The organism is Prosthecobacter sp. SYSU 5D2 (assembly GCF_039655865.1).
In the GTDB taxonomy this organism is placed as follows: domain Bacteria; phylum Verrucomicrobiota; class Verrucomicrobiia; order Verrucomicrobiales; family Verrucomicrobiaceae; genus Prosthecobacter.
This window is the reverse complement of record NZ_JBBYXL010000002.1, coordinates 324,022-350,535: the sequence shown is the minus strand read 5'-3', so window position 1 is coordinate 350,535 and position 26,514 is coordinate 324,022. Positions and strand designations below refer to the sequence as shown.

The 26,514-nt window shown below is 59.7% G+C and carries 19 protein-coding genes; 9 read left to right on the top strand and 10 right to left on the bottom strand.

The genetic code is table 11. From position 1 onward, the window contains the following. Positions 1-35 precede the first annotated feature (35 nt). Together WJU23_RS04070 and rlmN are read right to left on the bottom strand one after the other, a co-directional pair. Entirely contained in the window at positions 36-467 is a 432-nt protein-coding gene (locus WJU23_RS04070; RefSeq protein WP_346331260.1) for a hypothetical protein, read from the bottom strand. A 357-nt stretch (positions 468-824) separates the two neighbouring features. Beyond that, positions 825-1,919, bottom strand: coding sequence for a 23S rRNA (adenine(2503)-C(2))-methyltransferase RlmN (gene rlmN / locus WJU23_RS04065; protein ID WP_346331259.1), 1,095 nt, complete (start codon positions 1,917-1,919; stop codon positions 825-827). Positions 1,920-2,232: 313 nt separating this feature from the next. Between rlmN and WJU23_RS04060 the strand changes: the two genes are divergently transcribed. Then, complete coding sequence (locus WJU23_RS04060; RefSeq protein ID WP_346331258.1) at positions 2,233-2,598, top strand: hypothetical protein; 366 nt, start codon at positions 2,233-2,235, stop codon at positions 2,596-2,598. Positions 2,599-2,653: 55 nt separating this feature from the next. Here the strand turns inward: WJU23_RS04060 and truA are convergent, their stop codons facing one another. From truA to WJU23_RS04045, 3 genes are all read right to left on the bottom strand, one after another. Continuing rightward, positions 2,654-3,478, bottom strand: a complete 825-nt coding sequence (gene truA, locus WJU23_RS04055; protein ID WP_346331257.1) for a tRNA pseudouridine(38-40) synthase TruA — start codon at positions 3,476-3,478, stop codon at positions 2,654-2,656. Beyond that, positions 3,453-3,947 (bottom strand): Holliday junction resolvase RuvX, encoded by a 495-nt coding sequence (ruvX, locus tag WJU23_RS04050; protein WP_346331256.1) that lies wholly within the window; start codon positions 3,945-3,947, stop codon positions 3,453-3,455. The genes truA and ruvX overlap by 26 nt, the downstream gene beginning before the upstream one ends. Positions 3,948-4,010: 63 nt before the next feature. Then, complete coding sequence (locus WJU23_RS04045) at positions 4,011-4,772, bottom strand: TSUP family transporter (RefSeq protein WP_346331255.1); 762 nt, start codon at positions 4,770-4,772, stop codon at positions 4,011-4,013. Between the two features lie 185 nt (positions 4,773-4,957). Here WJU23_RS04045 and WJU23_RS04040 point away from each other — a divergent pair, with 185 nt between their 5' ends. The 4 genes from WJU23_RS04040 to WJU23_RS04025 are packed head-to-tail and all read left to right on the top strand — an operon-like array spanning position 4,958 to position 9,175. Then, the gene (locus WJU23_RS04040; RefSeq protein ID WP_346331254.1) at positions 4,958-5,335 is read left to right on the top strand and encodes a response regulator; all 378 of its coding nucleotides are present in this window, start codon (positions 4,958-4,960) and stop codon (positions 5,333-5,335) included. Next, a complete protein-coding gene (locus tag WJU23_RS04035) occupies positions 5,332-6,645 on the top strand; it encodes a tetratricopeptide repeat protein (RefSeq protein ID WP_346331253.1) in 1,314 nt (437 codons plus the stop codon). The genes WJU23_RS04040 and WJU23_RS04035 overlap by 4 nt, the downstream gene beginning before the upstream one ends. 20 nt (positions 6,646-6,665) lie before the next feature. Then, positions 6,666-7,742 (top strand): HEAT repeat domain-containing protein, encoded by a 1,077-nt coding sequence (locus WJU23_RS04030; RefSeq protein ID WP_346331252.1) that lies wholly within the window; start codon positions 6,666-6,668, stop codon positions 7,740-7,742. Beyond that, on the top strand, positions 7,739-9,175 hold the full coding sequence (locus WJU23_RS04025) for a glycosyltransferase (RefSeq protein ID WP_346331251.1): 1,437 nt from the start codon (positions 7,739-7,741) through the stop codon (positions 9,173-9,175). The genes WJU23_RS04030 and WJU23_RS04025 overlap by 4 nt, the downstream gene beginning before the upstream one ends. A gap of 28 nt (positions 9,176-9,203) precedes the next feature. Here the strand turns inward: WJU23_RS04025 and WJU23_RS04020 are convergent, their stop codons facing one another. Together WJU23_RS04020 and WJU23_RS04015 are read right to left on the bottom strand one after the other, a co-directional pair. After that, a complete protein-coding gene (locus WJU23_RS04020; RefSeq protein ID WP_346331250.1) occupies positions 9,204-10,886 on the bottom strand; it encodes a hypothetical protein in 1,683 nt (560 codons plus the stop codon). A gap of 84 nt (positions 10,887-10,970) precedes the next feature. After that, complete coding sequence (locus WJU23_RS04015; RefSeq protein WP_346331249.1) at positions 10,971-13,586, bottom strand: response regulator; 2,616 nt, start codon at positions 13,584-13,586, stop codon at positions 10,971-10,973. A 154-nt stretch (positions 13,587-13,740) separates the two neighbouring features. Between WJU23_RS04015 and WJU23_RS04010 the strand changes: the two genes are divergently transcribed. Further along, positions 13,741-16,158 (top strand): M1 family metallopeptidase, encoded by a 2,418-nt coding sequence (locus tag WJU23_RS04010; RefSeq protein WP_346331248.1) that lies wholly within the window; start codon positions 13,741-13,743, stop codon positions 16,156-16,158. 14 nt (positions 16,159-16,172) lie between these two features. Next, positions 16,173-16,688 carry a DUF6702 family protein gene (locus tag WJU23_RS04005; protein WP_346331247.1) on the top strand — a complete coding sequence of 172 codons (516 nt, stop codon included), beginning with the start codon at positions 16,173-16,175 and terminating at the stop codon, positions 16,686-16,688. On the opposite strand, the gene WJU23_RS04000 is transcribed toward WJU23_RS04005, so the two are convergent. The 3 genes from WJU23_RS04000 to WJU23_RS03990 form a co-directional block, all read right to left on the bottom strand. Then, on the bottom strand, positions 16,685-18,289 hold the full coding sequence (locus tag WJU23_RS04000; protein ID WP_346331246.1) for a hypothetical protein: 1,605 nt from the start codon (positions 18,287-18,289) through the stop codon (positions 16,685-16,687). The genes WJU23_RS04005 and WJU23_RS04000 overlap by 4 nt on opposite strands. 21 nt (positions 18,290-18,310) lie before the next feature. Then, positions 18,311-23,212 (bottom strand): RHS repeat-associated core domain-containing protein, encoded by a 4,902-nt coding sequence (locus tag WJU23_RS03995; RefSeq protein ID WP_346331245.1) that lies wholly within the window; start codon positions 23,210-23,212, stop codon positions 18,311-18,313. Positions 23,213-23,470: 258 nt separating this feature from the next. Next, positions 23,471-24,649 (bottom strand): Gfo/Idh/MocA family oxidoreductase, encoded by a 1,179-nt coding sequence (locus tag WJU23_RS03990; protein WP_346331244.1) that lies wholly within the window; start codon positions 24,647-24,649, stop codon positions 23,471-23,473. A gap of 179 nt (positions 24,650-24,828) precedes the next feature. Between WJU23_RS03990 and WJU23_RS03985 the strand changes: the two genes are divergently transcribed. Further along, positions 24,829-25,035 carry a hypothetical protein gene (locus WJU23_RS03985; protein WP_346331243.1) on the top strand — a complete coding sequence of 69 codons (207 nt, stop codon included), beginning with the start codon at positions 24,829-24,831 and terminating at the stop codon, positions 25,033-25,035. Between the two features lie 4 nt (positions 25,036-25,039). Beyond that, complete coding sequence (locus WJU23_RS03980; protein ID WP_346331242.1) at positions 25,040-26,401, top strand: hypothetical protein; 1,362 nt, start codon at positions 25,040-25,042, stop codon at positions 26,399-26,401. Positions 26,402-26,514: the final 113 nt, after the last annotated feature.

The following is a 26,514-nucleotide window of genomic DNA, read 5'->3' as shown; positions in this document are numbered from 1 at the left end:
CCATTCCTCAGGCTTTTTCGCGATCTGTCGAGCCGCTATTTCTTCAATCGGTAGGGTGTACCGCAGTACATACACCGAAAACTGCCCGTGCTCAAGAGAGATAGCACCGTGGAACTGCGGTAGGAAAGCGGGCCGGTTTTGACGGCCTCCGCATGCTTGTGGCAGCTTTTTTCCTCCAGCACCGGACCGTGGCAGAGCGTGCAATTCAGATGCCGGCTGAGCAGAAAGGCCATGCCGCGTCCAAGTGCAAAAGTCATCAGCCCGCCCAACGCCACCCAGCCTGCCAGGCGGTTTTCAACACTCCACAGCATGGTGCCTGCGATGACAAAAAGCCCCAGCCCCAACCCGGACAGCCCTAGCAGAACCGCCACACCCAGCACCCTGCCCGCACGCGGATGATGCCGCGCCCGGCGGACCCGGGAAGGTTCAAGAGGTTGCGGTTCGGATGCCTGAAAAACGGCCTTCATTATGAAAATGATAAAGGTTTCCAAAAATTCAGCAAACGGATATTGGCCTAAGTTATTGAATAATAGCCATTTCAATTATGATCAGGCTCGCACCGGGGCTGTAGGCCGGATGTGTTCGGCGCAAAACCAGACCGCCGCCCCTTGATCCCCTCCGCCGAACTATCCGGCTTCTTTGAAGGTGCGGAGTCTGGCAAGCCTTCGTTTTTCACCAAGATGGCTGCATGAAACAGGGCACCGCCCAAGAGGCCGGATAGTTCTGCGAGTGGAATGTTTCAGGACCACGGACTCACCCAGGCAGAACACATCAGGCATACGGCCCGGCCTGGCGTCCATCTCTTTTTTCTTCCTTTTCCTCGTTCAGACCATTATTGCGGCAGCCTCTCCCTGGCGGCGCTTTTTCTTCTCCGCCTTCAACTGGCCGCAACCCGCCGCCACATCAATGCCACGCCGCTGCCGCACGGTGCAGGGAATGCCCGCCTCCAGCACGATGCGTTGGAAAACGTCTCCTGCGGCCTCCACACTCTCGCGCCCTTCATAACCCGCCGTTTCATTCAGCGGGATCAGGTTCAGATGCGCGTCTATCCCTTGCAGCAAGGCCACCACCCGCCGGGCGTGCTCCGGCGTGTCATTCACACCTGCAATCAGCGTCCAGGCAAAAAAGATCCGGCGGCCTGTAGTCTCCCCATAGGTCCGGCAGGCGGCCATGAGCTCCGCCAGCGGCCAGCGCTGGTTGGCCGGGATCAGCGCGGCGCGCTCCGCCTCCGTGCTGCCATGCAGGCTGATGGCCAGATTGTAGGGCCGCGCTTCCGCCGCCAGGCGCAGGATGCCGGGCACCACGCCCACCGTGCTGACGCTGATCTTGCTCGGCCCGATGTTGCAGCCGCGAGTGTCGCTGATCATGTCCAGCGCCTTCATGACGTTGTCATAATTATGCAGCGGCTCGCCCATGCCCATAAGCACGATGTTGCGCAGCCGCTCGCCCTTCGCCCGCAGGATGCGCTGCGCATGCAGCACCTGGCCCACGATCTCGCCCGGCCGCAAATGCCGCACAAAACCCATCTGTCCGGTGGCGCAGAAAACGCAGCCCATGGCACAGCCGGCCTGGGTGCTCACACACACCGTGTGCCGCCCGGTGTAGCCCATGATGACGGTCTCGATCTCCTGCCCATCCTGCAACCGCAGCAGGTACTTTTGCGTCAGCCCGTCCCCGCTCGGGATGTGGGCGGCCACCGCCAAGTGATCCAGCCGGTATCCGCCTTCCCCGATTCCGCTCACCTTCTCCGCCACCCAGCGCTGCAGCGGCGGCACCCAGTCCGTCCGCGCCGCCAGGTCCGTCTCCGCGCGGAAGTGCAGCGCATTCCACACCGCCTTTACATGCACCGGCCGCAGCCCGTCCGCCACCAGCAGGTCGCGCAGCTCATTAAAGGTCAGGTCATGGAGAAAAACAGGCACCCGGCCACTATGCCCGCACAGACGCCGCCTGCCACTCCCGAAAATAGCAAAGGATGGCGGCCTTCAAACATCATGGCAAGCGCCCCCCATGAGCCTGACAACCCCAACGCATACCTTGAAAGGTTGCGCTCGAGGGCCCCTTGCCTCGATGAAGGCATTAGTTAGCGATAGTCACTATTTTAAAATTTTAGAGAATTCATCTCATAATTCCCTTTATATCAGTAAAACTACCGATTTAGAATTGACACCTTAAGATTTCAACCCATGAATTTCAATGTTAGGCAACATCCCTTTAACCCTTTTAACCGCCACTATGAAATCATTCCTCCTCTTCTCATTTTTGGTCCTTACGATGATGCTCTCAACGGCGGCAGGCCAGAAATCACCGAAGCTTCCTGCCTTTCCGACCCAGCCGAATATCAATATCGCACTGAATCAGCTCAATTTGGCCCGACAAAAAGCGGACGGCAATCCGGTGCACGCCATCGTACACCTCCAGAAAGCGAACATCTCTTTGAAGAGATCTGCAAACAATAAGGGCTCCTTCCGGGCCACGGCACAGCGCCTCGCCGACCAGGCCATCAAGCACCTGGAAAAAGGCGAGAAAGACACCGCAAAAAAAGAAATTGAGGACGCCATCAAGGCTACAGTCAAAGCTGGCGAAGCGTCTGCCAAGTGACCTTCAACAGTAATGCCGAGCAAAGAAGGGGATTTTCAGCACTTCTCCCCCCACCTCAATACAGCACCCGTACCAGGTACAGCCCGGCCGCCGGGGCCATCTGATTGCTTTGCACCGACTGGGCATCCGTCAGCAAGCCCTGAAACCACTCCACCGTCGCCCGGCCCCGCGCTACCTGGACCAGACTGCCGACGATGAGGCGCACCATCTTGTAAAGGAAGCCGTCGCCTTCGAATTCCAGCTCCAATAGGTCGCCCTCCTCCCGTAGCTCTGCGCGATAGAGGGTGCGGGTGGTTTTCTCCGTCAGCACACGCCGCAGGGTCTCCGGCATGTCGCCCCGGTTGGCGGACAGGCAGACAAAGTTATGCGTGCCCACCAGGCTCTGCAGGCAGGTTTTCAGCGCCTCCATGTCCAGCGGACCATGCACCTGCCACACCCGGTCCGCCTCAAAGGGGGAGAGCAAGGCTGAGCGCCAGATGCGGTAACGATACACCTTTCCCTTCGCATCATAACGCGAGTGAAACGTCGGCTCCGCGCCGCTCACCTCCACAATGCGGATGCTCAGCGGCAGGCAGGCATTGATGGAATTCACCCACGCCTCATCGCTCATGCGCAGGCTCACTGGAACATCCATGTGCGCCACCTGCGCCAGGGCATGCACGCCCGCATCTGTGCGGCCGGAGCCATGCACCACCGTCTCCGCGCGCGTCGCCTTCAGCACCGCCGCAGCCAGCTCATCCTGGATGCCGCCACGGATGGCCAGTCCCTGCCAGCCGCGCCATGGCGTGCCGCAGTAGGCCACCACCAGGCGCAGCCGCCGGTGGCCGGGCAGAGGTCCCTTGTTCAGGCCGAGCCTACTTTCGACGTCGCTTCGGCTCATTCGGGGTCCATTCCAGATCGTAGGCCTCGTCCGGCAGAAGAAAGCCGGCGGGACCGCGTTGTTGGTTTAAATAATCCTGCAAGATGACCACCGCAGCCAGCTGGTCCACGATCTCGTTGCGCTCACGCTTGTCCGTGATGCCGGCACGGGACATGGACGCCTCCGCCTCCACGGAGGAAAGCCGCTCATCTACAAACTCAATGGGCACCTCATGCTGCAAGGCCTTGCCCAGGCGCTCGGCAAACTTTTCCACACGCCCCGTGGCCTCGCCCCGGTTGCCGCTCATCAGAAAAGGCATGCCGATGACGATGCGGGAAATGTGTTTCTCCCGCACGATGCGGGCGATCTCGCGCTCCGCCTCGTGTTTGGCATCCAGCGTCTTCAACGGACTGGCGGTCAGCTCCATCTCATCGCTGATCGCCAGTCCAATGCGGACGGTTCCGTGGTCAATGGCGAGGATGCGTGGCATAGCGGAAAGGCGGGCAGAAAAAGGCGGGAAAGGCCGTCAAGATGCACCGCATTCCCGTCCCGATCAAGCCCCTGCCGTCCATTGATCCCAAAGCAATTTCATCACCATGGCAAAGACCACGATGAGGAAGACAATGCGCACAAACGGCGCCCCATGCCGGATCACCAGCCCCGATCCCAGTCGCGCCCCAATCAACTGCCCGGCAATCATCACCACCGCGATGTCATAGCGGATGCGCGCCGCCAGGATAAAGACCAGCAGCGAGGCCAGGTTGCTCGTCAGATTCACCACCTTCGTATAGGCCGTGGCGCGGGTCAGCTCCAGGCCCAGCAGGGACAAGCAGGCCACCGTCCAAAAGGAGCCCGTGCCTGGGCCGAAAAAACCGTCATAAAAACCCAGCACACTCCCACCTAGACAGGCAAAAACCCTGGGGCTGAGCCGCTGCCGGACCTTCTGCTGGCCAAACCCCGGATTCAGCAGCGCATACGCGGCGATGCCCAGCAGCAGCCAGGGCACAATCTTTTTCAGCAGCTCATTGCTCACCTGTGTGACCACAAAAGTACCCAGCATGGCGAAGACAAAAGTCACCGCCACCGCCAGCCGCACCTCGGACCATTTGACCAGCCCTGCCTGCATGTACCGGCGCACCGCCAGCATCGTCCCCCAGGTGCTCTGCATCTTGTTCGTCCCCAGCGCCATCTGCGGCGGCAGCCCGGCCCACAGCAGCGCTGGCACCGAGATCAGCCCGCCACCGCCCGCGATGGCATCAATGAACCCCGCGCTCAGCCCGGCCAGGAAAAGAAGCAGGACAACAGTAGGCGTCATGGGAGAAAGTCATCAGTTGTCCACAGAGAGTCCAGAGCCATTGCCTTGTCAGTCAGAAAGTGTGGATGACCAAATAATAAAAATCATAGCAAATACAAATTTGATGCAATGACTTAACTTCAAATAAAGCTGAATGGATGCATTTTGACTGACAACTATTATGGTTAATGCAATAGTTTACTGTTATGAAGACTGTTTTACTCGCCGATGATGATCCGCTCCTGCATCGTGTACTGGGTTTCAAGCTCGGGCAGCAGGAGTGGCAGATGGTTTCCGCTTTCGATGGTGAAGAAGCCCTGCGTCTGGCCCGCGAAACCCGGCCCGCCCTCATTATTCTGGATGGGATGATGCCGGTGATGGACGGCTTTGCGACGCTAAGGGAACTGCGGCAGGATGCCACCTTTGCGGCCACGCCGGTATTAATGCTCTCCGCCAAGAACCGGGATGCCGATGTCGTCGGCGCACTGGATGATGGGGCGAATGACTATCTTACCAAACCCTTCAGCCCCACAGAGCTGCTGGCCCGGGTGGCCAAGCTGGTGCCGGAGGAGGCCGCTGCATGAAGCTGAAACTTGCGCTCCTGGTCGCATGGGTGATGTCCGTCCAGGTTCTCTGGGGGGGCGTCTATGAGGATGGCCTGGAGGCGAAAAAGGCCGGACGTCACGAGGAAGCAGCGCTCCTGCTGGGACAAGCCACGGCCGCAGCTCCGCAGAATGTAGAAGCCTGGTATCACTACGGCACGGTGCTGGGCTGGCTGAAGCGGCATGAGGAGGCCCGGGTGGCCCTGGGGCGGGGATTGAGCCTGGCCCCGCAGGATTTCGATCTGCGCCTGGGTGAGGCCCGGGTGCTGGCCTGGATGGAGGACTATGCCGGGGCGGACGAGCGGCTGGTGAAGCTGGAGGCGGAGTTCCCGGATAATCTCGATGTGGCCGTGATGCGCAGTCGCGTGGCAGGATGGCGCGGTGATCGGGCGGAAGCGAGGCACCGTTATGAGGCCATTTTGCAAACAGACCCACGCCAGATTGATGCGCTGACGGGGCTGGGAGATCTGGAAGCAGAGGCGCAAAAGACCGATGAGGCGCGCTCCCTTTATGAGCGGGCTCTGCAAGTGGAGGTATCCCCGGATGTACAACGCCGCCTGGACGGGCTGAAATCCCAACCGCGGCAGCGGGTGGATATGGGAATGACAGGCAGCACCTTTACCCAGGGTGAAAGGGATGAATGGTGGAGCATCTATGCCTCGTATGGGCAGAAGGTGCTGGGCTGGGATGCCTGGCTCCGCACGGAGGTGGGGGAGCGTTTTGGCCTGCAGGATGAGACCTGGGAAGTGGGCTTGGGCGGGCAGGTGCTGCCCAGTCTGCAGGCCACCCTTTACGGTGGGGTGACACCGGATGCGGACTTCAGCGCGGACTGGTATGCAGATGCCTCCCTGCGCTGGCGTGTGTTTGACGACCTGGGTTTTCTGGATGAGGGCTGGCTGCTGATTGAGGGCCGCTGGGCGGACTACGCCGTCTCCGGTCTTTTGGTCAGCCGTGTTGGCTGGGAGCAGCGCCTCGCACGCCACTGGACCCTGAATGCACGCTGGCTGCACTTCGCCTATGACAGCGGGCTGAGTGCGGACGGCTGGCTGGCCTTTGTGGCGTGGGAACCGCGGGACCGTCTTCAGTTCCGGCTGGGTGCGGGGAGCGCCGTGGAGTCCCTGACGAATCAGACGCTGAATACAGAACGCGCCATCCCCTCCTGGACGGTCTTTGCCGGAGTAACTGTGCCGTTGACGGAGCGCTGGCAGGTGCGCCTGGATTTCGAACGGGAGGATGTCCAGGACCGCCTGGTGCGGTATGGGCTGGCTGTGGGGCTGACCTGCTTTTTCTGAGTCAATTCGGGTGGCCGCTTATGGAATCAGGACTTTTTATTCTCACTTGTGCCGCCCTGGCTCTGCTGGCGCTGGCTTTGGTCTTGTGGATGGTCTTGCTGGGCTACCGGCTGGTGGACAACCGTCAGCGGGCCCGGCGGGTGGTCATGGCGGATGAATGGCTGCTGAAACTGCTGCCGGTGCTGGAGATGGAGACTTCTGTGACCAGCCTTCCAAAGGTGCGCGGCGGCAATGAGATGGAAGCGGTGCTGAGCCTGCTGCGGGATCTGATGGAGCGCTTTCGCGGACAGTACCGGGATCAGTTGCGGGAGATCCTGGTCCATATTGGGGGCGCTGACTTTGGCCTGCGGCTGCTGCGGCAGAGACACGTCACCTCACGCCTGCGCGGCTGTGCGCTACTGGGCTGGACGGGAGAAAGTCCTGCGGTGAATGCAGCACTGCGGCTGGCTCTGCAGGACGAGGCTAAGGAGGTGCGTATGGAGGCCGCTTATGCGCTGGCTTTGCGAGGTCCCACAGGCCTGGGAGTGAGGGAGGTGCTGGAGTCTCTGGAGGAAAAGGACGCCCTGGCCTCAGACCGTCTGCGGGATGTCGTGCGCATGCTTGCCCCAGGGCGCAGCCAGGAACTGGCACGGCTGCTACCGGGGGCCGCCACCCCAAGGCTGCGCGTGCTGTTGCTGGACGGGCTTTCCGCCGCTGGGGATCTGGCACACTCTGACCTCATCGCCACACAGTTGCAGGATGCCGCCCCAGCGGTGCGGGCCGCCGCAGTGCTGGCATTGGAGCGGCTGGGGGACCCGATGCAAATTTCCAGGGTGGGCCTGCTGGCACAAGATCCCAGTCCTAAAGTGCGCCTGGCCGCTGCGCATTATCTGGTGAGCATGGGGCCGGATACAGAAGCCCTGCAATGGCTGGAAAATCTGGTCCTGGATGAAAATTACGAGGTGAAACGCCAGGCCGTGCATGGACTGGCCAAAGTGGGTGGACGGGCCTGGCAAAGGCTGCGGGACCAGCCGCCTGAGGATTCCCTGGTCCAGGCGCTGATCCGGGAGATCACGTCTCCCCTGCTGCCCATCTCAACCCTGGAGGCAACCGCATGACGGACACGGACTGGACACAATCTATCTGGTTCACTGGCTCCATCTGGGTGGCCGCCACTTTCATCCTGCTTTTACAAACGGTACAGAACAGCATCTACCTGCTTCATTTGTGCCGGGCGGTACCGGAGTTCATGCACTCGCGCAGCCGCGCCTCCCGCCTGCGGGAGTGGTGGCTGCTGAATTCCCAGGCCACCCCGCGCGTCTCCCTGCTGGTTCCGGGCTACAATGAGGAGGCCACCATTGTGGAAAGCCTGCGCTCCATGCTGACTCTGAAGTATCCTGAGTATGAAATCATCGTGGTCAATGACGGGTCCAAGGACAGGACCCTGGCGCGGTTGATTGAAGCTTTCTCTCTGCATCCCGTCCAAAAAACCATTCCTGGACGAGTCTCCTACCAGCCCATCCGGGGCATCTATGCCTGCAAGGAAATCCCCAACCTGCTGGTCGTGGACAAGCAAAATGGCGGCAAGGCCGATGCCCTTAACGCGGCCATGGATCTGTCCGACTGCCCCTATGTCTGTTCCGTGGATGCCGATTCGCTGCTGGATTCGGACGCCCTGCTGCGGGCCGTCCGCCCCTTCATTGATGCGCCAGACACAACGATGGCCGTGGGCGGCACCATCCGTGTGGTGAATGGATGCAGTGTCAAAGCCGGTCAGATCACGGAGGTCCGCCCGCCCCGGCACTGGGTGGAACTTTTTCAAACCGTGGAATACCTTCGCGCTTTCCTGCTCACTCGCATGGCGTGGACTCGCTCCCAGTCCGTGACGATCATCTCCGGTGCCTTCGGTATCTTCCGCACGGAGACGCTGCTAGAGCTGGGAGGCTATGAGCACGGCACCGTGGGCGAGGACATGGAACTGGTGGTGCGCATGCACCGCTGGGCAGGAGAAGCGGGCGTGAAACACGCCGTCTGGCACGTACCGGACCCCGTCTGCTGGACGGAGGCCCCATCCACCCTGGACATCCTGTCCCGCCAGCGCACGCGATGGCAGCGTGGCCTGTGCGATACGCTTTGGCGGCACCGCGACATGCTGTTGCGGCCGAAATATGGTTCGGTAGGCATGGTGGCGCTGCCCTCCTTTGTGCTGTTTGACATCATCAGTCCGCTGCTGGAGCTAGTAGGCCTGCTGCTGGTACCGCTGTGTTATCTGGCAGGCATCTTGAGCCTGGAGTTTTTCATTGCCTATTGCGCGGTAGTCTTCGGCTTTGGCCTCTGCCTGAGCCTCAGCTCCATGATCATCGCGGAGCTTTCCCTCCAGCATCACCGCCGGGTGCGAGATCTGATCTGGCTGGGCATGGGAGCCATCGTTGAAAACTTCGGCTACCGCCAGCTCAACAGCTGGTGGCGGGTGAAGGGTATCTGGCAGTTCCTGCGCAAAAAACAGGGCTGGGGAGACATGCCGCGCCGGGGATTCACCAAGGCTGCGTGAGACCGCCAAAGGAGCCCTCATTGCCCCCTCATGGCGTCTTTTCGCCCAGGTAGTTTAACAAAGCCTCTTCCGGCTCATGCAACAGAAATTCCGGCTGCATGGCGGCGGGCAGCTTCATCTGCCGGGCCACGTCCTGCAGGCTGCGCAGCATCTCGGCCACGGCTTCAGGAGGCTGGCCTTTCAAGGTGGTTCGGGCACCTGGGACAAGGCTTTGACGGACTTCCGCCAGCGTCTGTGCATCTTCGCCTGGTGCCACCGCATCGGCATAAAGAATGACCGCAGTGCCCTGCCCCGGCCATGGTGACACCCATAGACGGCCTGAGGGGGCGGTGCGGAAGGTGCGCAGTTGCACATCGGGAATAGGGCCGCACTCGATGGCCAGGGATACGGGCAGGCGATGCTTCGCGCCCCACTCCAGCCAGGCCGTACCCCAGGCGGCGGCTTCCACCACGTCGCTGCGGTAGTTCATGACGACGATACGGTGGCTGGTGCGGGCCAGTTTTTCCAGCAGGGCTGGACCTTCCTTTTGCTGCAGCAGCCAAAACGGCACCACGGCCTCCACAGGGATCTTCCCGAGGGTGGAGATCTGCTGGTAAAGGCCTGCCCACTGGTGATACCAAGCCTCCGGCTGGAGGCGGAAACCAGGCAGCAGGTAGGGCTCCACATCATACTGCACGGCATCCAGCCCCTGTCCTTTCCACCCGGCCAGAGTCTGGTGGCGGGCGAGCACGGCGGGCAGGGCCTCCGGCAGGATCATATAGGGATCTCCCTCCACTGCGGTGAGATGAAATCCGTCGTTCTGCAGTTGCTTCAAGGACTCCAGGCAGCCCTCTGCTTGCCGGGGCAGGGCGAGCTGGAGGACATGGATGCCTGCTTGTTTCCACAGGGGTTGCAGGCGCATCCATCGGGCGGGATCGGCTGACCAATCCCAGATGCCGAGGCGGCAGGCGGCAGCGGTTTCCTGTCTTTTCCCCGGCTGAGGTGTGGCGATGACGGAGGGGATCTGCACTGCTACAGACTGGTCCGAATGAGAGAGCAAACTCAGGCGCAGCGAGCGGGCCTGCAACCACTTTGCCGGGATCTGCCAAGTGTGGGTGCTGCCCTGCGCGGTGAGGGACAGATCGTCCAGGATGAGTGGATCACCATGGCCTTTCCCGATATCGGCACTCAGCCCCACTTGCACGCTCCCCTGGCCGCTGAGGGTGACGGAAATTTTCCAGGCGGCGCCCTCCGGCCAGCGGGGCAGACGCCACAGTGCGGAACTGTACAGGCCGCCAGGTTTCCTACCCACGGCCATGCTCCATCGGGTGTTGTCCGCCTCGTCCTCAGCCCTGACACGCTCTTCCACGCCAAAGGCTGTCCACTGCATCAGGCGGGCGAGGTTCAGACCAGGGGGCACCGTGAGTGATTGGGCATCCTGCTTCAGCGGCGTCAGCTCTTCCACGACGGGGACGGGAGCAGCGATGTCGCCGATGATTTGCAACCCTGATGCCACACTCTCAACGAGGGACTCAGGATACACCCCGGCCCAGAGGATGGTGCCAGCGGGGATGTCCAGACTGCCGGGGGTGCGGCCGTGACTGACCTCCAGCACCCTCCATACTCCGCTGGGGGTGAGCATGCGCTGCCAGGGGGCCAGTGCAGCCGGCGGGCGCTCCCCAAGGGGCAGTTCCCGCAGGCTTAACTCGTGGGGGGAAGTCTGGCCGGTCATGGCGAGTGGCAGCAGGAAGCCCAGAAAAAACAGTGTCCTTCCCGGGATAAAAACAGCCTGGGGATGTGTAAAGAACATTGGAAATCAGGTCTCGGTCAGCGACGGGAGGGTGGCGGTGAAATCCAGTGCGGCCAACCTGGCCACCAGGGCGGGCAGGGCCTCGTGAAGATCTGCCAGCACGCGGTTGCGCGCCTCCTGGCTGGTGGCCTCAAACTCAGCCACCTGAAACAACTCGGCGATGAAAGAGAAACCCATCGTGCCGCAGGAGCCCCGGGCCCGGTGCGCGGCCTGCCGCCAAGCCGCGTCCGATCCTTCCTGGAGGGCAGTTTTCATTTTTACCAGTGTCTCGGCGACCTGGGTGACCGCCATCTGGACGAGGTCTGCATCCAGCTCGGGCTCTCCGGTGAGGCAACCGCGCAGTTGTGCCTCATTGACCGGGACGGGGTCGGCCATGGTTGGGGAGATGGAGGTTTTCAGGCTGCCGGAGCCATTTGCGGAGGCACTGCCGGTGCGGGGCAGCCAGGTGAAAAGCATCTGCTGCAGGCGGTCCAGTTCTACAGGCTTGGACAGGTAGGCGTTCATCCCGGATTGCAGACATTGCTCCGCATCCCCGCTCATGACATGGGCAGTGACGGCGATGATGGGGATGGGCTTGCGCCCCAGGCTGTGCTCCCACTGGCGGATGGTGCGGGTGGCCTCAAAGCCATCCATCTCCGGCATCTGGCAATCCATCAGTACAAGCACGCCAGCCTCTTCCTGCACCCGGGCGACCGCCTCCAGGCCATCGCTGCAGAGGACAACTTCCATGCCGAGGTGTTCCAGCTGATTGCGTATCACGCGCTGATTGACCGGGTTGTCATCAGCCACAATGAGGCGCGCAGGAGCCAGTTCCAGACGGTCTGGCAGGTGGATGGGGGCTTTTGGCTCAGCCACGCCGGCGAGGCGGTCATATAGCTCCGATGGCCGAAACGGGTAGTTCAGCATTCCTGCGATGGATTCTTGCTTCAACTGATCATCATTCAGTTCCTCCTGATCGGTCATGACAAAGACCGGAACGGATGCCAGCCAGTCACGGCTGCGCAGCCGGCGCAAGGAGTCCAACCAATCCCGGGCCACGCTGGAGCCAATGATCACGGCCTGCACAGGTGGTTCAGCCTCCCAAGGTGACTCCGCAGGCACCTCGTCTATCCGGCCGTAGATGCGCGGATTCAGCCCCCAGGCCGTTGCATGAGTCTGCAGCGCATCTGCCGTCATGGGACGGTTTTCTAAAATGAGCAGCGGCCGGGATTCCAGGGTGCGGGCCACGGTCATGTTATCCACCTCCCCAAACACGGCGGTGAACCAAAAAGTGGCACCGTGGCCGAGGGTGCTTTCCACACTCATCACCCCGTTCATCCGCTGTACCAGTTCACGCGAAACGGCCAGGCCAAGTCCGGTTCCGCCATGCCGCTGGGCCAGCTTCACATCCACCTGGGCAAAGGGCTGGAACAAGCGGTTCTGCACTTCCTTGGCGATGCCTGGGCCCGTATCGCTGACATCGAACCGCAGGCAGACCCGGCCATCCGACTCCACCTCCCGCCGCCGGACCACATGGACAGTGACGCCACCGTGCTCAGTAAACTTAACGCTGTTGGACACCAGATTCAGCAGGATCTGCCGCAGCCGCAGGCGGTCGCCACGCATCTGCAGCGGCACATCGGGAGAGAGATGGGAGGTGAGTTCCAGCCCTTTGCGCGCAGTGGTGGAGGCAAAAAGACTGATGACCTCCTCCACCACTGCGGCGGGGGAAAAAGGCTCGTTGATGAAGGCCATCTCTCCGGCCTGCAACTTCGACAGATCCAGGATGTCATTGATAATGGCCAGCAGGGAGCGGCCTGATGTGCGGATGGTGTCCAGCCCATCGCGCTGTTTGGGCGTGAGGGAGACATCCCGCAACAGCAGATCTGCCGTTCCCAGCACGCCATTCATAGGCGTGCGGATCTCATGACTGACGGAGGCCACAAAGGCGGACGTTGTCTTCACCGCATCCAGGGCGGCATCGCGGGCATCGGCCAGTTTTACCTCATACTGGGCCCGCGCGCGGTTTTCCTGGAAAAGCATGGTCCCCACGGCCAAAAGAACAACCAAACCGCCCGCCACCGTCCAGCCCGCGATATTGCGGAAGGACTTGTTCGCTTCTACAAACCGTGCGGTGCGCAGATTCAGCAGGCGCAACTCCTCGCGGTCCATCTTGGCGATTTGCGTCTCCAGCTCGGCTGATTTTTGAGCACCTAACATGAGCCGCTTGAGCAGGCTCTCCTTATCCAAAGTGGTCACATCCCTGGCATTGGCGCTGAGCGACCGCAGGCGATCCTGCAGGATTATGAGGCATTTTCCGAACTGGGCCGTCTGCTCCGCATTGTCCTGAATCAGGTTTTTAAACTCCTGTACTAGACGGGGGCTGGACTGAATGAGGGCACGAAAATCTGTCTCAAAGCCGGCATTCCGGGTCAGCAAAAAAGCGCGCTGCACGCTCTCCGCATCCCGGGCGAGGTCACGGATCGCCTCGAGCTTTTCCCTTACCTCATGGGTGTGCTGCACTTTTTCATAACTGGCCTCCGCCTGCCGGGACTGTTCCAAAAGCAGGAAACCCATGACCAGCGGGATGATGAGAATGACCCCTGCCGCTGTGGCAAGCCCCCACCAGGATCTGGAACGCACTTGATATGTCACAATTGAGTATAATTACCGTAAACTATAAAATCGCATCTGCCCTTTGCACAAGTTTTACCTTTCACGTCCTGGGGCGAGGATTGCGATTTTTCCTTTGAATCCAAGATTGCCAATTGCCAGCCCAGCAGAACAATGCACGACGATGAAGCACCTGCTGTTAGTCTTTGCCAACACCTTGTCCCTGTCCACCCTCGCTGCCGAACCGGGCCTGCCGGTGGGCAAGTTCCAGCAGCTGGACCAGATGCTGCCCTCCCCCTCGCCCCAGCGTATCGCCTCCGGTGCACCGGGCGCGGCTTACTGGCAGAACCGTGCGGACTATGACATTGACGTGGAGCTGGATGACCAGAAGCAGACCCTCAGTGCCGCGGCCACTGTGACCTATCACAATGCCTCCCCGGACACGCTGGACTACCTGTGGGTGCAGCTGGACCAAAACTACCTCTCCCACAATGCCGACTCCCGCAGCGTGCCTAACACCAAGCGTGGCGTGGACCTGACCAAGTTCAGCTACTATGCCCTGGACCGCCTGCTGGCCTATGAAGAATACGACGGCGAGATGAAAATAAGCCAGCTCGCCGACCTGGAGGGAAAAGACCTGCCGCACTCCATCGTCAAGACCATGCTGCGCATTGACCTGCCGGAGCCGCTGCCACCCGGCGGCAAATTTGGCTTCAAGATCGCCTGGAGTTATCCCATCAATGACTGCGAGCGGATTAATGCCCGCACCGGCTATGAGTTCTTCAAGGAGGACGGCAACTACATCTACACCATCGCCCAGTGGTTTCCGCGCATGGCGGCCTATACAGACTACGGCGGCTGGCTGAACAAGCAGTTCCTCGGCACCGGCGAGTTCACCCTGGAATTTGGCGACTACACTGTCCGGCTGACCGTGCCGGATGACCACATCGTCGCCGCCACCGGGTCCCTGCAGAATGCGGATGAAGTCCTCACCGCCACCCAGCGCGAGCGGCTGCAACAGGCGCAGGGTGAAACCAAAAAGCCCGTCTTCATCGTCACGCCGGAGGAGGCCAAGGCCGCCGAGAAAGGCAAACCCAAGGGCAAAAAGACCTGGGTCTTCCAGGCGGAAAATGTGCGCGACTTCGCCTTCGCCTCCTCCCGCAAATTTGCCTGGGATGCCATGGCCGTGGAGGGCGCCACCCATCCGCCCACGCCTGAGCGCCAGGGCGGCATCGCCGACCGCATGTTCCGCCCGCCGGTAATGGCCATGTCCCTGTATCCCAAGGAGGGCATGCCGCTGTGGGACCGGTACTCCACCCACGCCATCGCGCACACCATCCAGGTGTACTCGAAGTACAGCTTTGCCTATCCGTATCCCGTGGCCTGGTCGGTACACGGCCCGGTAGGCGGCATGGAATACCCGATGATCTGCTTCAACGGCCCGCGCCCGGAAAAGGACGGCACCTATACGGAACGCACCAAGTATGCGCTCATCGGCGTGGTCATCCATGAGGTGGGGCACAACTACTTTCCCATGATCGTCAATTCCGACGAACGCCAGTGGACATGGATGGACGAAGGCCTGAACTCCTTCGTCGAATACCTCACCGAGGAGGAATGGGAGAGCGACTGGAACCACCGCCGCAATGAGCGCGGCATGGTGGACTACATGCGGTCCAAGGAGCGCGTGCCGATCATGACCAACTCCGAATCCATCGCCGACCTGGGCCCCAATGCCTATGGCCAGCCGACCGTGGCTCTGAACATCCTGCGCGAGCACGTCCTGGGCCGCGAGGCCTTTGACCACGCCTTCAAAACGTATTCCAAGCGCTGGATGTTCAAGCGGCCCGCCCCTGCGGATTTCTTCCGCACCATGGAGGACGCCAGCGGCGTGGACCTGGACTGGTTCTGGCGCGGCTGGTTTTACAGTGTGGACCATGTGGACGTCGCCATTGATGAAGTGCGCTGGCTGCAACTGGACAGCCGCGATCCCGCCATCGAAAATCCCAAGAAGAAAAAGGAGAAGGAGGAGCTGCCCAAAACGCTGACCAAAGAGCGCAATGAAGCCCTCCCAAAGCGCGTGGACCGCTTCCCGGAGCTGAAGGATTTTTATGACAGCTTTGATGAAGCCACCGTGCTGCCCAGCGAGAAGAAGAAATACGAATCGCTGCTCAAAGACCTCAAGGAAGCCGAGATAGACCCCGCCCTGCTCAAGACGAAGCATAACTTCTATGTCATCGAGATGAGCAACGTCGGCGGCCTTTTGACCCCGGTCATTTTGAAGATCGAATACACCGACGGCAGCAGCGAGATCCTGAACCTCCCGGCAGAGATCTGGCGCTTCAACACGGAGAAGGCTAACAAACTGTTGTTCACCAAAAAAGAGCTCAAGTCCGTCACCTTCGATCCCCGCCAGGAGCTGGTGGACACCGACGTGGAAAACAACTTCTGGCCCCGCCGTCCCGTCAAGAGCCGCTTCCAGCTCTTCAAGGATGACAAGCCGACGAACCCCATGCGCGAGATGACGAAGCCGAAAAAGGATGACGAGGACAAAGAAGCCAAAGAGGACACGAAGAAGAAAGAGCCCCAAGCCAAGAAGTGACCTGCCGCTCCTCCATGCCCGCGCTCATCCTGGGCCTGCTGCTGCTTGCAGGCCCCGGCCTGCAGGCGCATCCCGTTCATCAGTCGCAGGCGCAGGCGGAGTTCAATCTCGAGACCCGAAAGCTGGAGGTCAGCCTGACCGTCTTCATCAACGACCTGGAGCAGGTCCTCACGAATCATAGCGGCCAGAAGCTCTCCTTTGAAAAAACCGAGGCCGCATTGTTCGATGCGCAGGTGCAAATGTATCTCGCGGAGACGTTTGTGCTGAAGGATGGCACAGGCAACGTGGCCACTATGGAGTGGCTGGGCCGGGAGCTTGAACCGGGCAGTGAAAAAAGCGCCGAGCCGGAGGTGACGCTTTTCTTCGAGCTGTCCCTCCCCCACGGTATCCCCGGCAGCACCCTCCGCCACACCCTCTTCTGCGAAGTCTTCGAAGACCAGTCCAACCTCCTCCGCTTTACCACCGGCACGAAGAAGATCGTCTGGTGCTTTCTGAAGGGTGATGGGGAGAAGCCGTTACCTGCGCCTTAAGGGCGGCCGGCGGAGAAGAATCCAGATAAGGTGGCCTGTCCCCCCGAAGCTGGAGGCAGGAGAAAAAAGCCGTAGGCTTCAGATTCGTTTAACCCATTGGCAGGAAGGATCAGGCCGGAGATGGGGGCTTTACGCTTGTCCACTGCAAAACCTCCGGAGACAAGTCCGGTGGCTGGAGCGAAGGTGAGCTTCACTTTGTTGTCGTTGGGAGTGATGGCAGAGACTTTACTGGCAGTGGTGAGGGCCAGATCAGCGGCAATGGTCCCGGCAAGTCCGCCCTGGGTTAAATTCATCTGTACCGATGGATGGTCAGGATCAGAGCCAAGATCAAGCACGCGGCTGCCCTTTGGCGGTGCCAGATAGACACCTCCAGAGGCACTGACGAGGGTGATGAATCCGTCTGCATAAAGCTTTGCGCTGCTCGCAGGCCGGGTCCATTTCAAGTCACCCGTCACTTCGTTGTCCGCGACGATGTCCTCTGCAAAACCCGTCTCCAAAATCAGGGTGCCGACCAGGCTGCCCTGACCTTTATAGAGCGGAATATAAAGAGGCAGCTGTCCGTCCGGCCAGAGAATGGTTGAGGAGGTGAATTTAGTGCCGTCGGCGAGACGGCTTGTCAGTTTCACCTTGCCAAGCCGGTCCACTTTAATGACGGCAAAACTGACCCCCTGCGGGTAGTCTTCATCGGTGAGGTTATCAGGCTCCAGAAAAAGAGCCGTATTGTAGGAACTGCCCTTCCCTTCAGCAAAGAATGCCGCAGGGAGAGTCTTGCTCCAGACCTGGCGGAAGGCCCCCAGGCCAACGGTCACAGAGCCGTCGCTGAGGGTGCCCGCAATGCTGCCCCGGCCGACGGAGGTGGTGGAGAGATCCAAAACCAGGTTCAGCGTCAGACTGGAGTCAGGAGACTTGCGCGTGATGGTCACCGCTTCAGCAACACCCGTCAATGGATTGAAGCTGCCTTTAATTTTATACTTCTTCTGGCCGATGGTGACCGTGCCTGTGAAGGAGCCGGCCGCAGTGGTTTTGATGACCAGTGAGCCGCCCAGATCTTGTGTGATTTCAGAAACGGGAAGGGTGCCTGAAAACAGACCTGCCAGGGAAAATCCATCACTGATTTTTGAAAACGGATTTTCCACATGCACCATGAGGGTCACCGCAGCCGTCTTGCCTGCTGTTGTGGAGGCGCTTATGCTGACTTTGTAAACGCCTTCTTTGGCAGGCGTTCCATAGATGGTGCCAGGATTTCTGGCGTCCTTGTTTACTTTGCTGCTCAGATTGGCCTTGAGCCCCGGCGGCAGACCTTTCACGGAATAGCTCCGGATCACGGATGCACGGCTCAGCAGCACCTCGTAGTCAGGCATCGGGTTGCCGACATGCAGGTACAGCGGGTGGCTGATCAGGACCGCAGGCGGAGCTGTCTGTGCTGCCGTGATGGACAGAATGTTCCCCGTTTCGTCATACTTGAAAGCAGCCTGCTGGCCTTCAGCAAAATCGGCCAGCGTTACGCGATTGTTCAGATCGTAAGTGTAGGAAGAGGCTGCCTGGGACAAGAGGCCTGGAGCAATGACGAGCAGCAACAGGTATAAGGGCTTGGTATTCATGGCTGTGATCCTTGGTGTTAATTATTCGTCCACGCCGTTGTTAGAGCTCTCCTCGCCTGAGGGAGCGTTGGACTGTGATTCCGGGCGTTCGTCATCTTGTGACTCTTTGATCAGGACGGCCGTTGTTTCGCCAAAGGCCTGGCCAATCGCATCAGAGGTGGCGATGTTGTTGAGTGTGTTCAAGACATGGCCGTCTGGCAGGTTCCAGCGGGCGCCATTGGCCGCCATGTCCACGGCGGAACCCAGGCCAGATCCGATTTTCATGTTCCGGTCCAGTTCCTTCGGGTCTATGTGGCCGCCATTGACCATTGATTTCATGCCAGTCGCGATGGCTCCGGCACCGACACCGAGGATTTTCCCAAAACCGTCTATCTGGTCAAAGGTCGCTCCTGCTTTGCTGTCCTTGGGATCCGCAACGGCTATCACCATGTTGCAGACTCCGAAGGTGGTGCTGTAAATGGCGTTGACAGCGGCAATGCTGGCCAGCGTGCCCGCCACTGGCCCCGTGATGGGTCCCGTAACAACAGCAAGGCCAATTCCGACGCCGGCAAAAGCGATCTGCTTGGCACCCTTGGCGAAGCGTGACCAGTTAATGTCCCAAGTGCCTGCCGGATCTACTGAATTCACCGGATTGCCTGCCGCATAAGCATAAAGATTGACGCCGCCTTCAAAACCTGCCGGGTCTTTTTGCAGGAAGCGGCCAGTGGCTGAGTCATAAAAACGATGGCGCATGTAATACAGGCCCCCGCCTTCATCCATCACACCCAACCCCCCGACAAAGGTGAAAGGGTTGTCATCAATAAAGCCTGGCTGACGAGTGGTGCGGGCACAGTTGCCGAGCGGATCATAAGTGTAGGTGGCCAGCATGTCCCCGGCTGCGTTGGTGAGGCCGGCGACACTCATGAGGCGGCCGGTGAGGTAGTGGCGCAGCCCTGAGGATAAAACCGTGCCTTTAACAGCCGCGATGAGCCCACGGTCTCCCCAGATGTAAGTCACCAGCAGATTGCCCGAACCGTCTGTGGTGAAGAGGAGCCGGTTGCCCGGCCCGTAATGGTAGTGGATGACTTCATCGTCTGTTTCCCGGCGCACTCTCATGCCTGCGCCGTCGTGGAGATAGGTGGCAGCCTCGGTCTCATCGCCAATCTGGCGCTGGATGGAGGCGGGACGGTTTTCGGCAGTGTATGCCGCCTGGAAGGCCCCGCCTGAGACAGAGGTCAGATTACCGTCATCATCGTAACCATAGGATGCCCGTGAGCGGGCCTTGATCCTGCCGCCAATGTCATAGGACAGGGTCGCGGGCTCTGGCAGCAGGGGCGGGCTGCCAAAAACACCTTCATGAGTTTCCTGGATGACGTTGCCCACGGCATCGTATTGCAGCTTCCAGTCGAAGGCTGTTCCTGAAGGCAGGTCATGTTTGATGCCTGTTGGACGGCCGTTGGCATCATAAGTGTAGGCCGTCCTGATGGAGGAGGCCGTGGCGGGCAGCAGGCTCCGGTCAACCTCCGTCAGGTGACCCGCTGCATCATATTGGAAATCCATCTGCAGGGTCTGTCCCGCCATGCTCAAGGTCATCCGGGTGATGTTGCTGCCGGCTTCTTTGATGCCAACGGCTTCGTTTCCGCTCCTGAACGGAGTGGGCACTTTTTGTCGGTTGAAGGTATCATAGACATAGCTGACAACGAGACCGTTGGGATAGCTGATGGTGGCGATGCTGCCAGTGGGCGTATAGGTGCAGGAGGCGGCCTTGCCCCCCGGATAGGTGATGCTTGTCGCCCGGTTACAGGCATCATAGGTCCAGTTCGTTGTGCCCCATCCGTCACTCCGTGAGATGACATTGTTGGCAGCATCAAAGGTGCTGCTGGCCACCTGGGCAAATGCCGCCCCGGGGGCGCTCCCTTTATACTCTTTTTTGACAGCACGCCCGTCTTCATCATAACTCACGCGGATCTGCTCCTTGCGGGCGTTGGTGGTGACCGTGACGCGGCCCAAAACGTCGCGCTCATGAAGGACTTGTTTTTTGAGAGGGTCGGTCATCGAAGTTAACCGGCCGTTGTCATCATAACCAAAAGTGGTTGCCGCCTTGCGCGCATCGGTCAGCTTGACCAGGCTGCCTTCAGCATTGTACTCGCGTGACGTGACACGACCCATGGCATCAGTGACGGATATGGGGCGGCCGTCGGCATCATACTGGGTGGAGCTCACACGGCCGAGCGGATCAATGCTCCGTACAGGCAGGTTCTCAGGGTTGTACTCGGTCTGGGCAAGGTTTCCCAACGGGTCGGTCAGACGTGTGACATAACCGAAATCGTTCCGGACCATGGATGTCTGATGCCCCAGCTCATCGGTAAATGAATTCTGGCCGAAGGCGTCATGACCAAAGACCCTTTTCGGAGCACCTGGAGCAGACGGGTAGCTTATTTCGGTGATCCGGTCATTGGCATCATAAGTGATGTTTTTGGTTCTTCCGGCGCGGTCCGTCATGCTGGTGCAGCGGCTCACGCCGTCATAGCTGTAAGTGGCAGGATGAACGCTGGCGTTGGTTTGACTGACGAGGTCACCATTTGCATTGTACAGGTTCACACTTTGGCCGGAGCGCGCATCAGTCGTTTTCCAGAGGCGGCCGTTGCCATGATACGCAAAGCTCGTGACGTAGTTCAGCGGGCTGCGTGTGCTGGTCAGATTATCCTTGGCGTCATAGGTAAACTGCCAGAGCCGGCCGAGAGCATCCGTGCGGGAAAGGAGGTTTCCATGGCTGTCATAAGCAAACTGCGTTTCATGCCCGAGCGCATCTTCCACTCTGGTTGGATAACCCGCGCTGTTGTACGTGATTTCAGATACATTGCCCAGATCATCCGTGAAGGTTGAGGGCAGTTTCTGCTCGTTGAAGGTGATCTTGTTTTTGGATCCTTTTGGCTGAGTGATGCTGGTGGTGCGGCCATCCTGGCTCTCGAAAACCGTCTCCTGTCCAAGGGCGTCCACGCGCTTCACACCGCTGCCGTCCTTTAAGAGTTCATATTTGATGACCGCGCCTGCACTTGTGGTGACGGTGCTGACGATGAGGTCACCTGCATTGTCCTGATCCGATGTTTTGTCCTCGTAACCTGGACGAGGGCTCCAGGAAAACCGGTTCACGCGCCCGGCGGTGGTCATCTTCTTCAGGAAGCCTGATTCGTCATAGACATAGGCAGCCTGATAACCTGCCATGTCCGTGATCGAAACCAGGTTCTGCCGGGCATCATAACCAAAAGTGATATCGCGGCCGTCGGGTGCTTCGATGCGGATGCAACGCCCGTCCACATTGTAGTGGTAGGAGAGTTCACGCCCGGCCGGATCAGTCACTTTGGTCACCCGTCCGCCATTTGCATCGGTCGCGACATTGATGACGGTCTGATTGCCATTCCGGTCCACGATGCGGGAGAGGAACCACAAGGAGTTTCCAGGCCCGCCGGAGACGGAGTAATGATAGGTCATGCGCGTGGAGCGGGTCACCAGCCGGAAGCCTGCAGCAGCGCCGTAGTAGGTCATCTCGTCGTAATTGCCTTCAGGACTCAGCAGTCTGAGGCTGCCCGAGGTGACCGTGCTGAGATCCTGACCGTCCGGAGTCACAAACTGGAGCGAATTTCCCCCGCCCGTGATCACGCGGACCTCCTGGCCAAAGCTGCCCAGCATGGATTCATACGACGAGCGCCAGTTTTTCCCAAAAGGGCCGATGGTGCTGTCACCATCCTCCGTGGGCCGGCTGGTGTAGTTCAGCCTGAAACTGGTGGCGGCTCCTAATGCCGGCATGTGAAACAAGGTCGCCTCCAGGTGCAGATTTAGAGAGGTCGTATTCACCCGGTATTCCGGAAGAGCTATTTTTTTGGGCGGACTGTCTTCGGCATCAAAAGCGGCATAGGGATGGTCCCAAGGGCCGCCGATACGCGCTTTCATCCAGGCCGGAGAGGCCCAGGCCACGCCCTGGTTTAAGTCGAAATCGCCTCCCACAGCAATGAATCCACGCGGTCCCGCTTTCACACTCCAGATGTCCGGATCACCACCCACCGCCTCCCACAGCTTCACCTCACGGGCATTTTCGGAAGTCCAGATTTTCCCATATTCCGTCACAGCGACGAAAAGCCCGTCGGCGTAATCACAGCCATGTACAAAATTAAAGGAGTTCGTATTTCCATGGCCTGGAGCCGTAACGACAGGGGTCCATTCTGTGGCGTTGGCAGACCAGTACATCCTGCTGTTCCAGAAGTCCGTGATGAGCCACCGGTTGTTCCCATAACAGACATCCCGCGCCCCCTTGCTGGTTGAAACATCCGTCCAGGTCGTACCTGCATCGGTCGAGCGCATGATCCTGTTGGAGCCGCCGCTGATCCAGGTGCCTTTGCCATAGCCGACCGCATACAATCCTGGCCAGTACTGGCTGCCTGAAGGCAGGATGCGCTGCCAGGTGTTGCCGTGGTCAAATGAGCGTGTCATCTGGCCGGAAATGCCACCCACAGCGATGACGGTTCCCGAGGCATCTGCTGACACGGCATGAAGTCCCTGTGAGATGGTATCCCCGCCTGTATCGGTATCCTTGGGGCTCCATTTGCCGCCATCTGAAGAGACCCAGATTTTAGCTCCAGATCCTGTGTCCGGGGCTTTGCATACGGCTACAAACTGGGAGCCGGTAAAACAGACGTCATTAAAATCCCGTTTGTGACCGGCCGATTTTCGCGACCATTTAATGCCGTCTGAGGATGTCGTGATATAGCCTGACTGACCGACAACTACCCATTGTCCGTTGCCATAGGCTGCCCCGCTGAGAAAGATTTTGCCAGGCTTGCCAACATTCAGAGCGGGCCACGTACCCAGGGAGGCGGCATTGACCGTGACCGCTAATATCGAGCACCAAAAAACCGCCGCCAGGCGGTAGAAAAATGAGGTCTTCATGGTTGTGTGAGGAGACTGTCCTCAAGGTGAAAACGCCTCTTCATGAATACCTTTAGCCAATCCGCAATGCGCGCGCTATGTCCCCCAATGGAGACTCAGGAGCCTCAGATTTCCATCTTCAAAGGCTTTGTTTAAGTGAGCAAGAAAACGGGCGGTCACGGCTCACCGTGCCCGCCCAAGACAGCCTTCATTTTTCTTCGCATTCCACAAGCAGCCAGACTCACTGGCCACAGGAGATTTTCGCGGGGAGGTAGCGAATCACACCTTCACCCAGCTTTTTTCCCGGCTGCTTTGCAGGATGGCTTCGCACAGCTTCACCTCATGGTGGCCGTCTTCGGCGGTGGCAAAGAGGGCGGGGGTGGTCTTGCCGCTGGCGATGTGCTCATACACGGCGCGGTAGTGCATCTTGTGGGCGTCGCTGAAGCCTTCGGCGTGGCCGCCGGGGTAGTCGGTGAAGTTGGCGACGTCTTCGAGGAATCCCGGGGTGCCGCGTTGCAAGATTTGGTTAGGCTGGTCGCGACGGCCGTGGGTGATTTCGTTGGGCTGCTGGAGGTCCCATTGCAGGCTGCCTTTGGTGCCGTAGATGCCCAGGGCCAGGCTGCACTTCCAGCCGGCGGCCACCTGGGAGATGCTGGCATTGGCATGCACGCCATCGGCATGGCCATGTTTGGATTTGCCAAACTTGAGCAGCACGCTGCCGAAGTCCTCAGTATCCACTTTATAGGGCACCATGGTTTTGGGATCCACTTTGGCAAAGGTCTGCACCTGGCCTTTGGGGCGAAGCCGGGTTTTGTGAAAGGTCTCGATGTGGGCAAAGACGCTCTGCGCTTTGGCCCCCAGGATGAAGCTGACGGCATCAATCCAGTGTGTGCCGATGTCCCCCACGGCACGCAGCTTGCCGCCCTCGCTGGCCAGGACGCGCCAGTTAAAGTCTGTCTGGTGCAGCAGCCAGTCCTGGAAGAAGTGGCCCTGGACGTGGATGATCTCGCCAATGTCCCCGCGCTCCACCATGGCGCGCATCTGGAGGACGGCAGGGAAGAAGCGGCACATGTAATTGACCGCGAAGACGGGACCCTTTTTCCCGCCTTTCTTGACGGCGGCGACGACCTGGGCGGTCTCCTGGGTGTTCATGCCCAACGGTTTTTCGCAGATGACGTGCTTGCCCATGTCCAGGGCGGAGAGACACTGCTCCACATGCGCCTTGTTGGGGGAGGTGATGTGGACCACGTCCACATTTGGGCTGGCGTACATGGCCTCGTGGTCATAATCCCCATAAACTTCCTCAATGCCCCACTGCTCCGCCGTCTGGCGGGCGCTTTTGGAGGAGGCGCAGATGGCGGTGACCTGGATGCCCAGGCGCTTGAGGGCCTCAATGTGGACCGGGCCGATGAAACCGGTACCGATGATGCCGGCGCGGAGGTGATGGAGGGGTGTCATGGCACGCATGTTGCCCCAGAGGTGGCCCGCCCCGCAAGTGCGCCTTTGTCCGGGGGTGGTTTAAATTTCAGGCCCTGCTCCCCCCAGGAGCAGGCCGGTTTCATAAAACATCCCCTAAAACAAAAAGTCCGTGCTGGACGCGCAGGGCAGTTTATTTGTAATCTTCATTTTTCCGGGACATGCGTCTGTTTTCAAAATTCCTCTGGTTACTTGCCTTTTTGGCCGCCACTTTCTGCTGGATGGTGCTCTTTGAGCATGGATTCAGCGCAAAGGGCTTCAGCCAGGGCGTGAAGGAGGAATGGCAGTCGCTGACCGAACTGGTCACTCCAAAGACGGAGAGCCAGGACCCCAAAGACACTCAAGCCAACCCCCCGAAAAGCAAATAGCACCATGATCGTCACCGCGAGCGAACTGCAGCCGAAGCATCAGAATCTTTGGAAAAGAGGCATGCTCTCCATCGAGCAGAAGAACTGGGAGTATGCTGTGAGCCTGCTGCTGCCCATTGTCAAAGAGGTCCCCTATTTCATGGAAGGCCGCAAGGCCCTGCGCGGGGCCGAAGGGGAAGCGGCCGGCGGCGGCGGCAAGAAATTCAGTTTCGGCTTCAAGGGCACCTCCAAGAAAGACCCTCTGGAAGCCATCGCCGAAATCGAGGAAAACGTCCTTCAGAAGGACCCCTACAACGTCGCCGCCAACCAGCAGATGTATGAGATGGCCATGAAGCTGGGCTTTCCGGACCTGGCCGCCTTTGCCCTGGAAACGATCTGCAAAGGCCAGCCGAACAACACCAAGGTGATGCACACCCTGGCGGACCACTTCATGACCCATGACGAGCCCGGCAAGGCCAGCAAGGTCTATGCGGACATCCTCAAAATTGACCCCAAGGACCTCAATGCCTCCAAAGGCGAAAAGGACGCCGCTGCCCGCAACTCCATCAAGACCCAGGGCTGGGGCACCGGCAACATCAAGGACGCCCAGAAGGACAACAAGGAGTCCAACCTGCTGGAAATGCTGAACAAGCAGGGCCGCACCCAGGAGCAAACCGAATCCCTCCTGGCCCACTTCATCGAGGAGTACAACAAGGACCAGACCAATATCAACAACGTCAAGAGCATGGCCCAGCTCTATGAAGAGCTGGACCAGACGGACAATGCCCTGTCCTTCTATGAATACGCCCTTACCCTGAATCCCGGCGACGTGGCGCTGCAGCGCCGCACGGAGCTGATCCGTGAAAAAGCCCAGGACGTGTACATCCAGCAGATGGCCGCCCACATCGAGGCGTATCCGGATGATCCGGAGATCGAGCTGCGCCGCGCCGAGCTGGCCGAGGTGCGCAAGCAGCGCTCCCAGGGTGCCATCAGCGAATCCAAAGCCCGTGTGGAGCGGAACCCGACCGACAAGGCCCTGCGCTTTGACCTCGGCCAGGCCTACTTCAACGCCGGCCTGTTTACCGAGGCCATTCCGGAGCTCCAGCAGGCCAAGAGCAACCCCAACATCCGCATCAAGGCCATCCTCATGCTGGGCCGCTGCTTTGAGAAGAAGAACATGAACGACCTGGCCTTCAGTGCGCTGAGCGAGGCCGCCAAGGAACTCGTGGTCATGGACAACATGAAAAAAGAGATTCTCTATGAGCTGGCCCTGGTCTCTGAAAAGATGGGCAAGCAGGAGCAGTACCTGGATGCCCTGAAGGAAATCTACAACGCCGATTACGGCTACCGCGACGTGGCCACACGCGTGGAGTCCTCCTACACCTGACATCACCTCGGCCGCTGCCATTCATATCCCTGGTCTGCCCGTCAGCGGACCGGGGATTTTTTTGCCTGCGCGGCGTGATTGCAAACCGGCCCAAACCAGGGCACAAAGTCCTG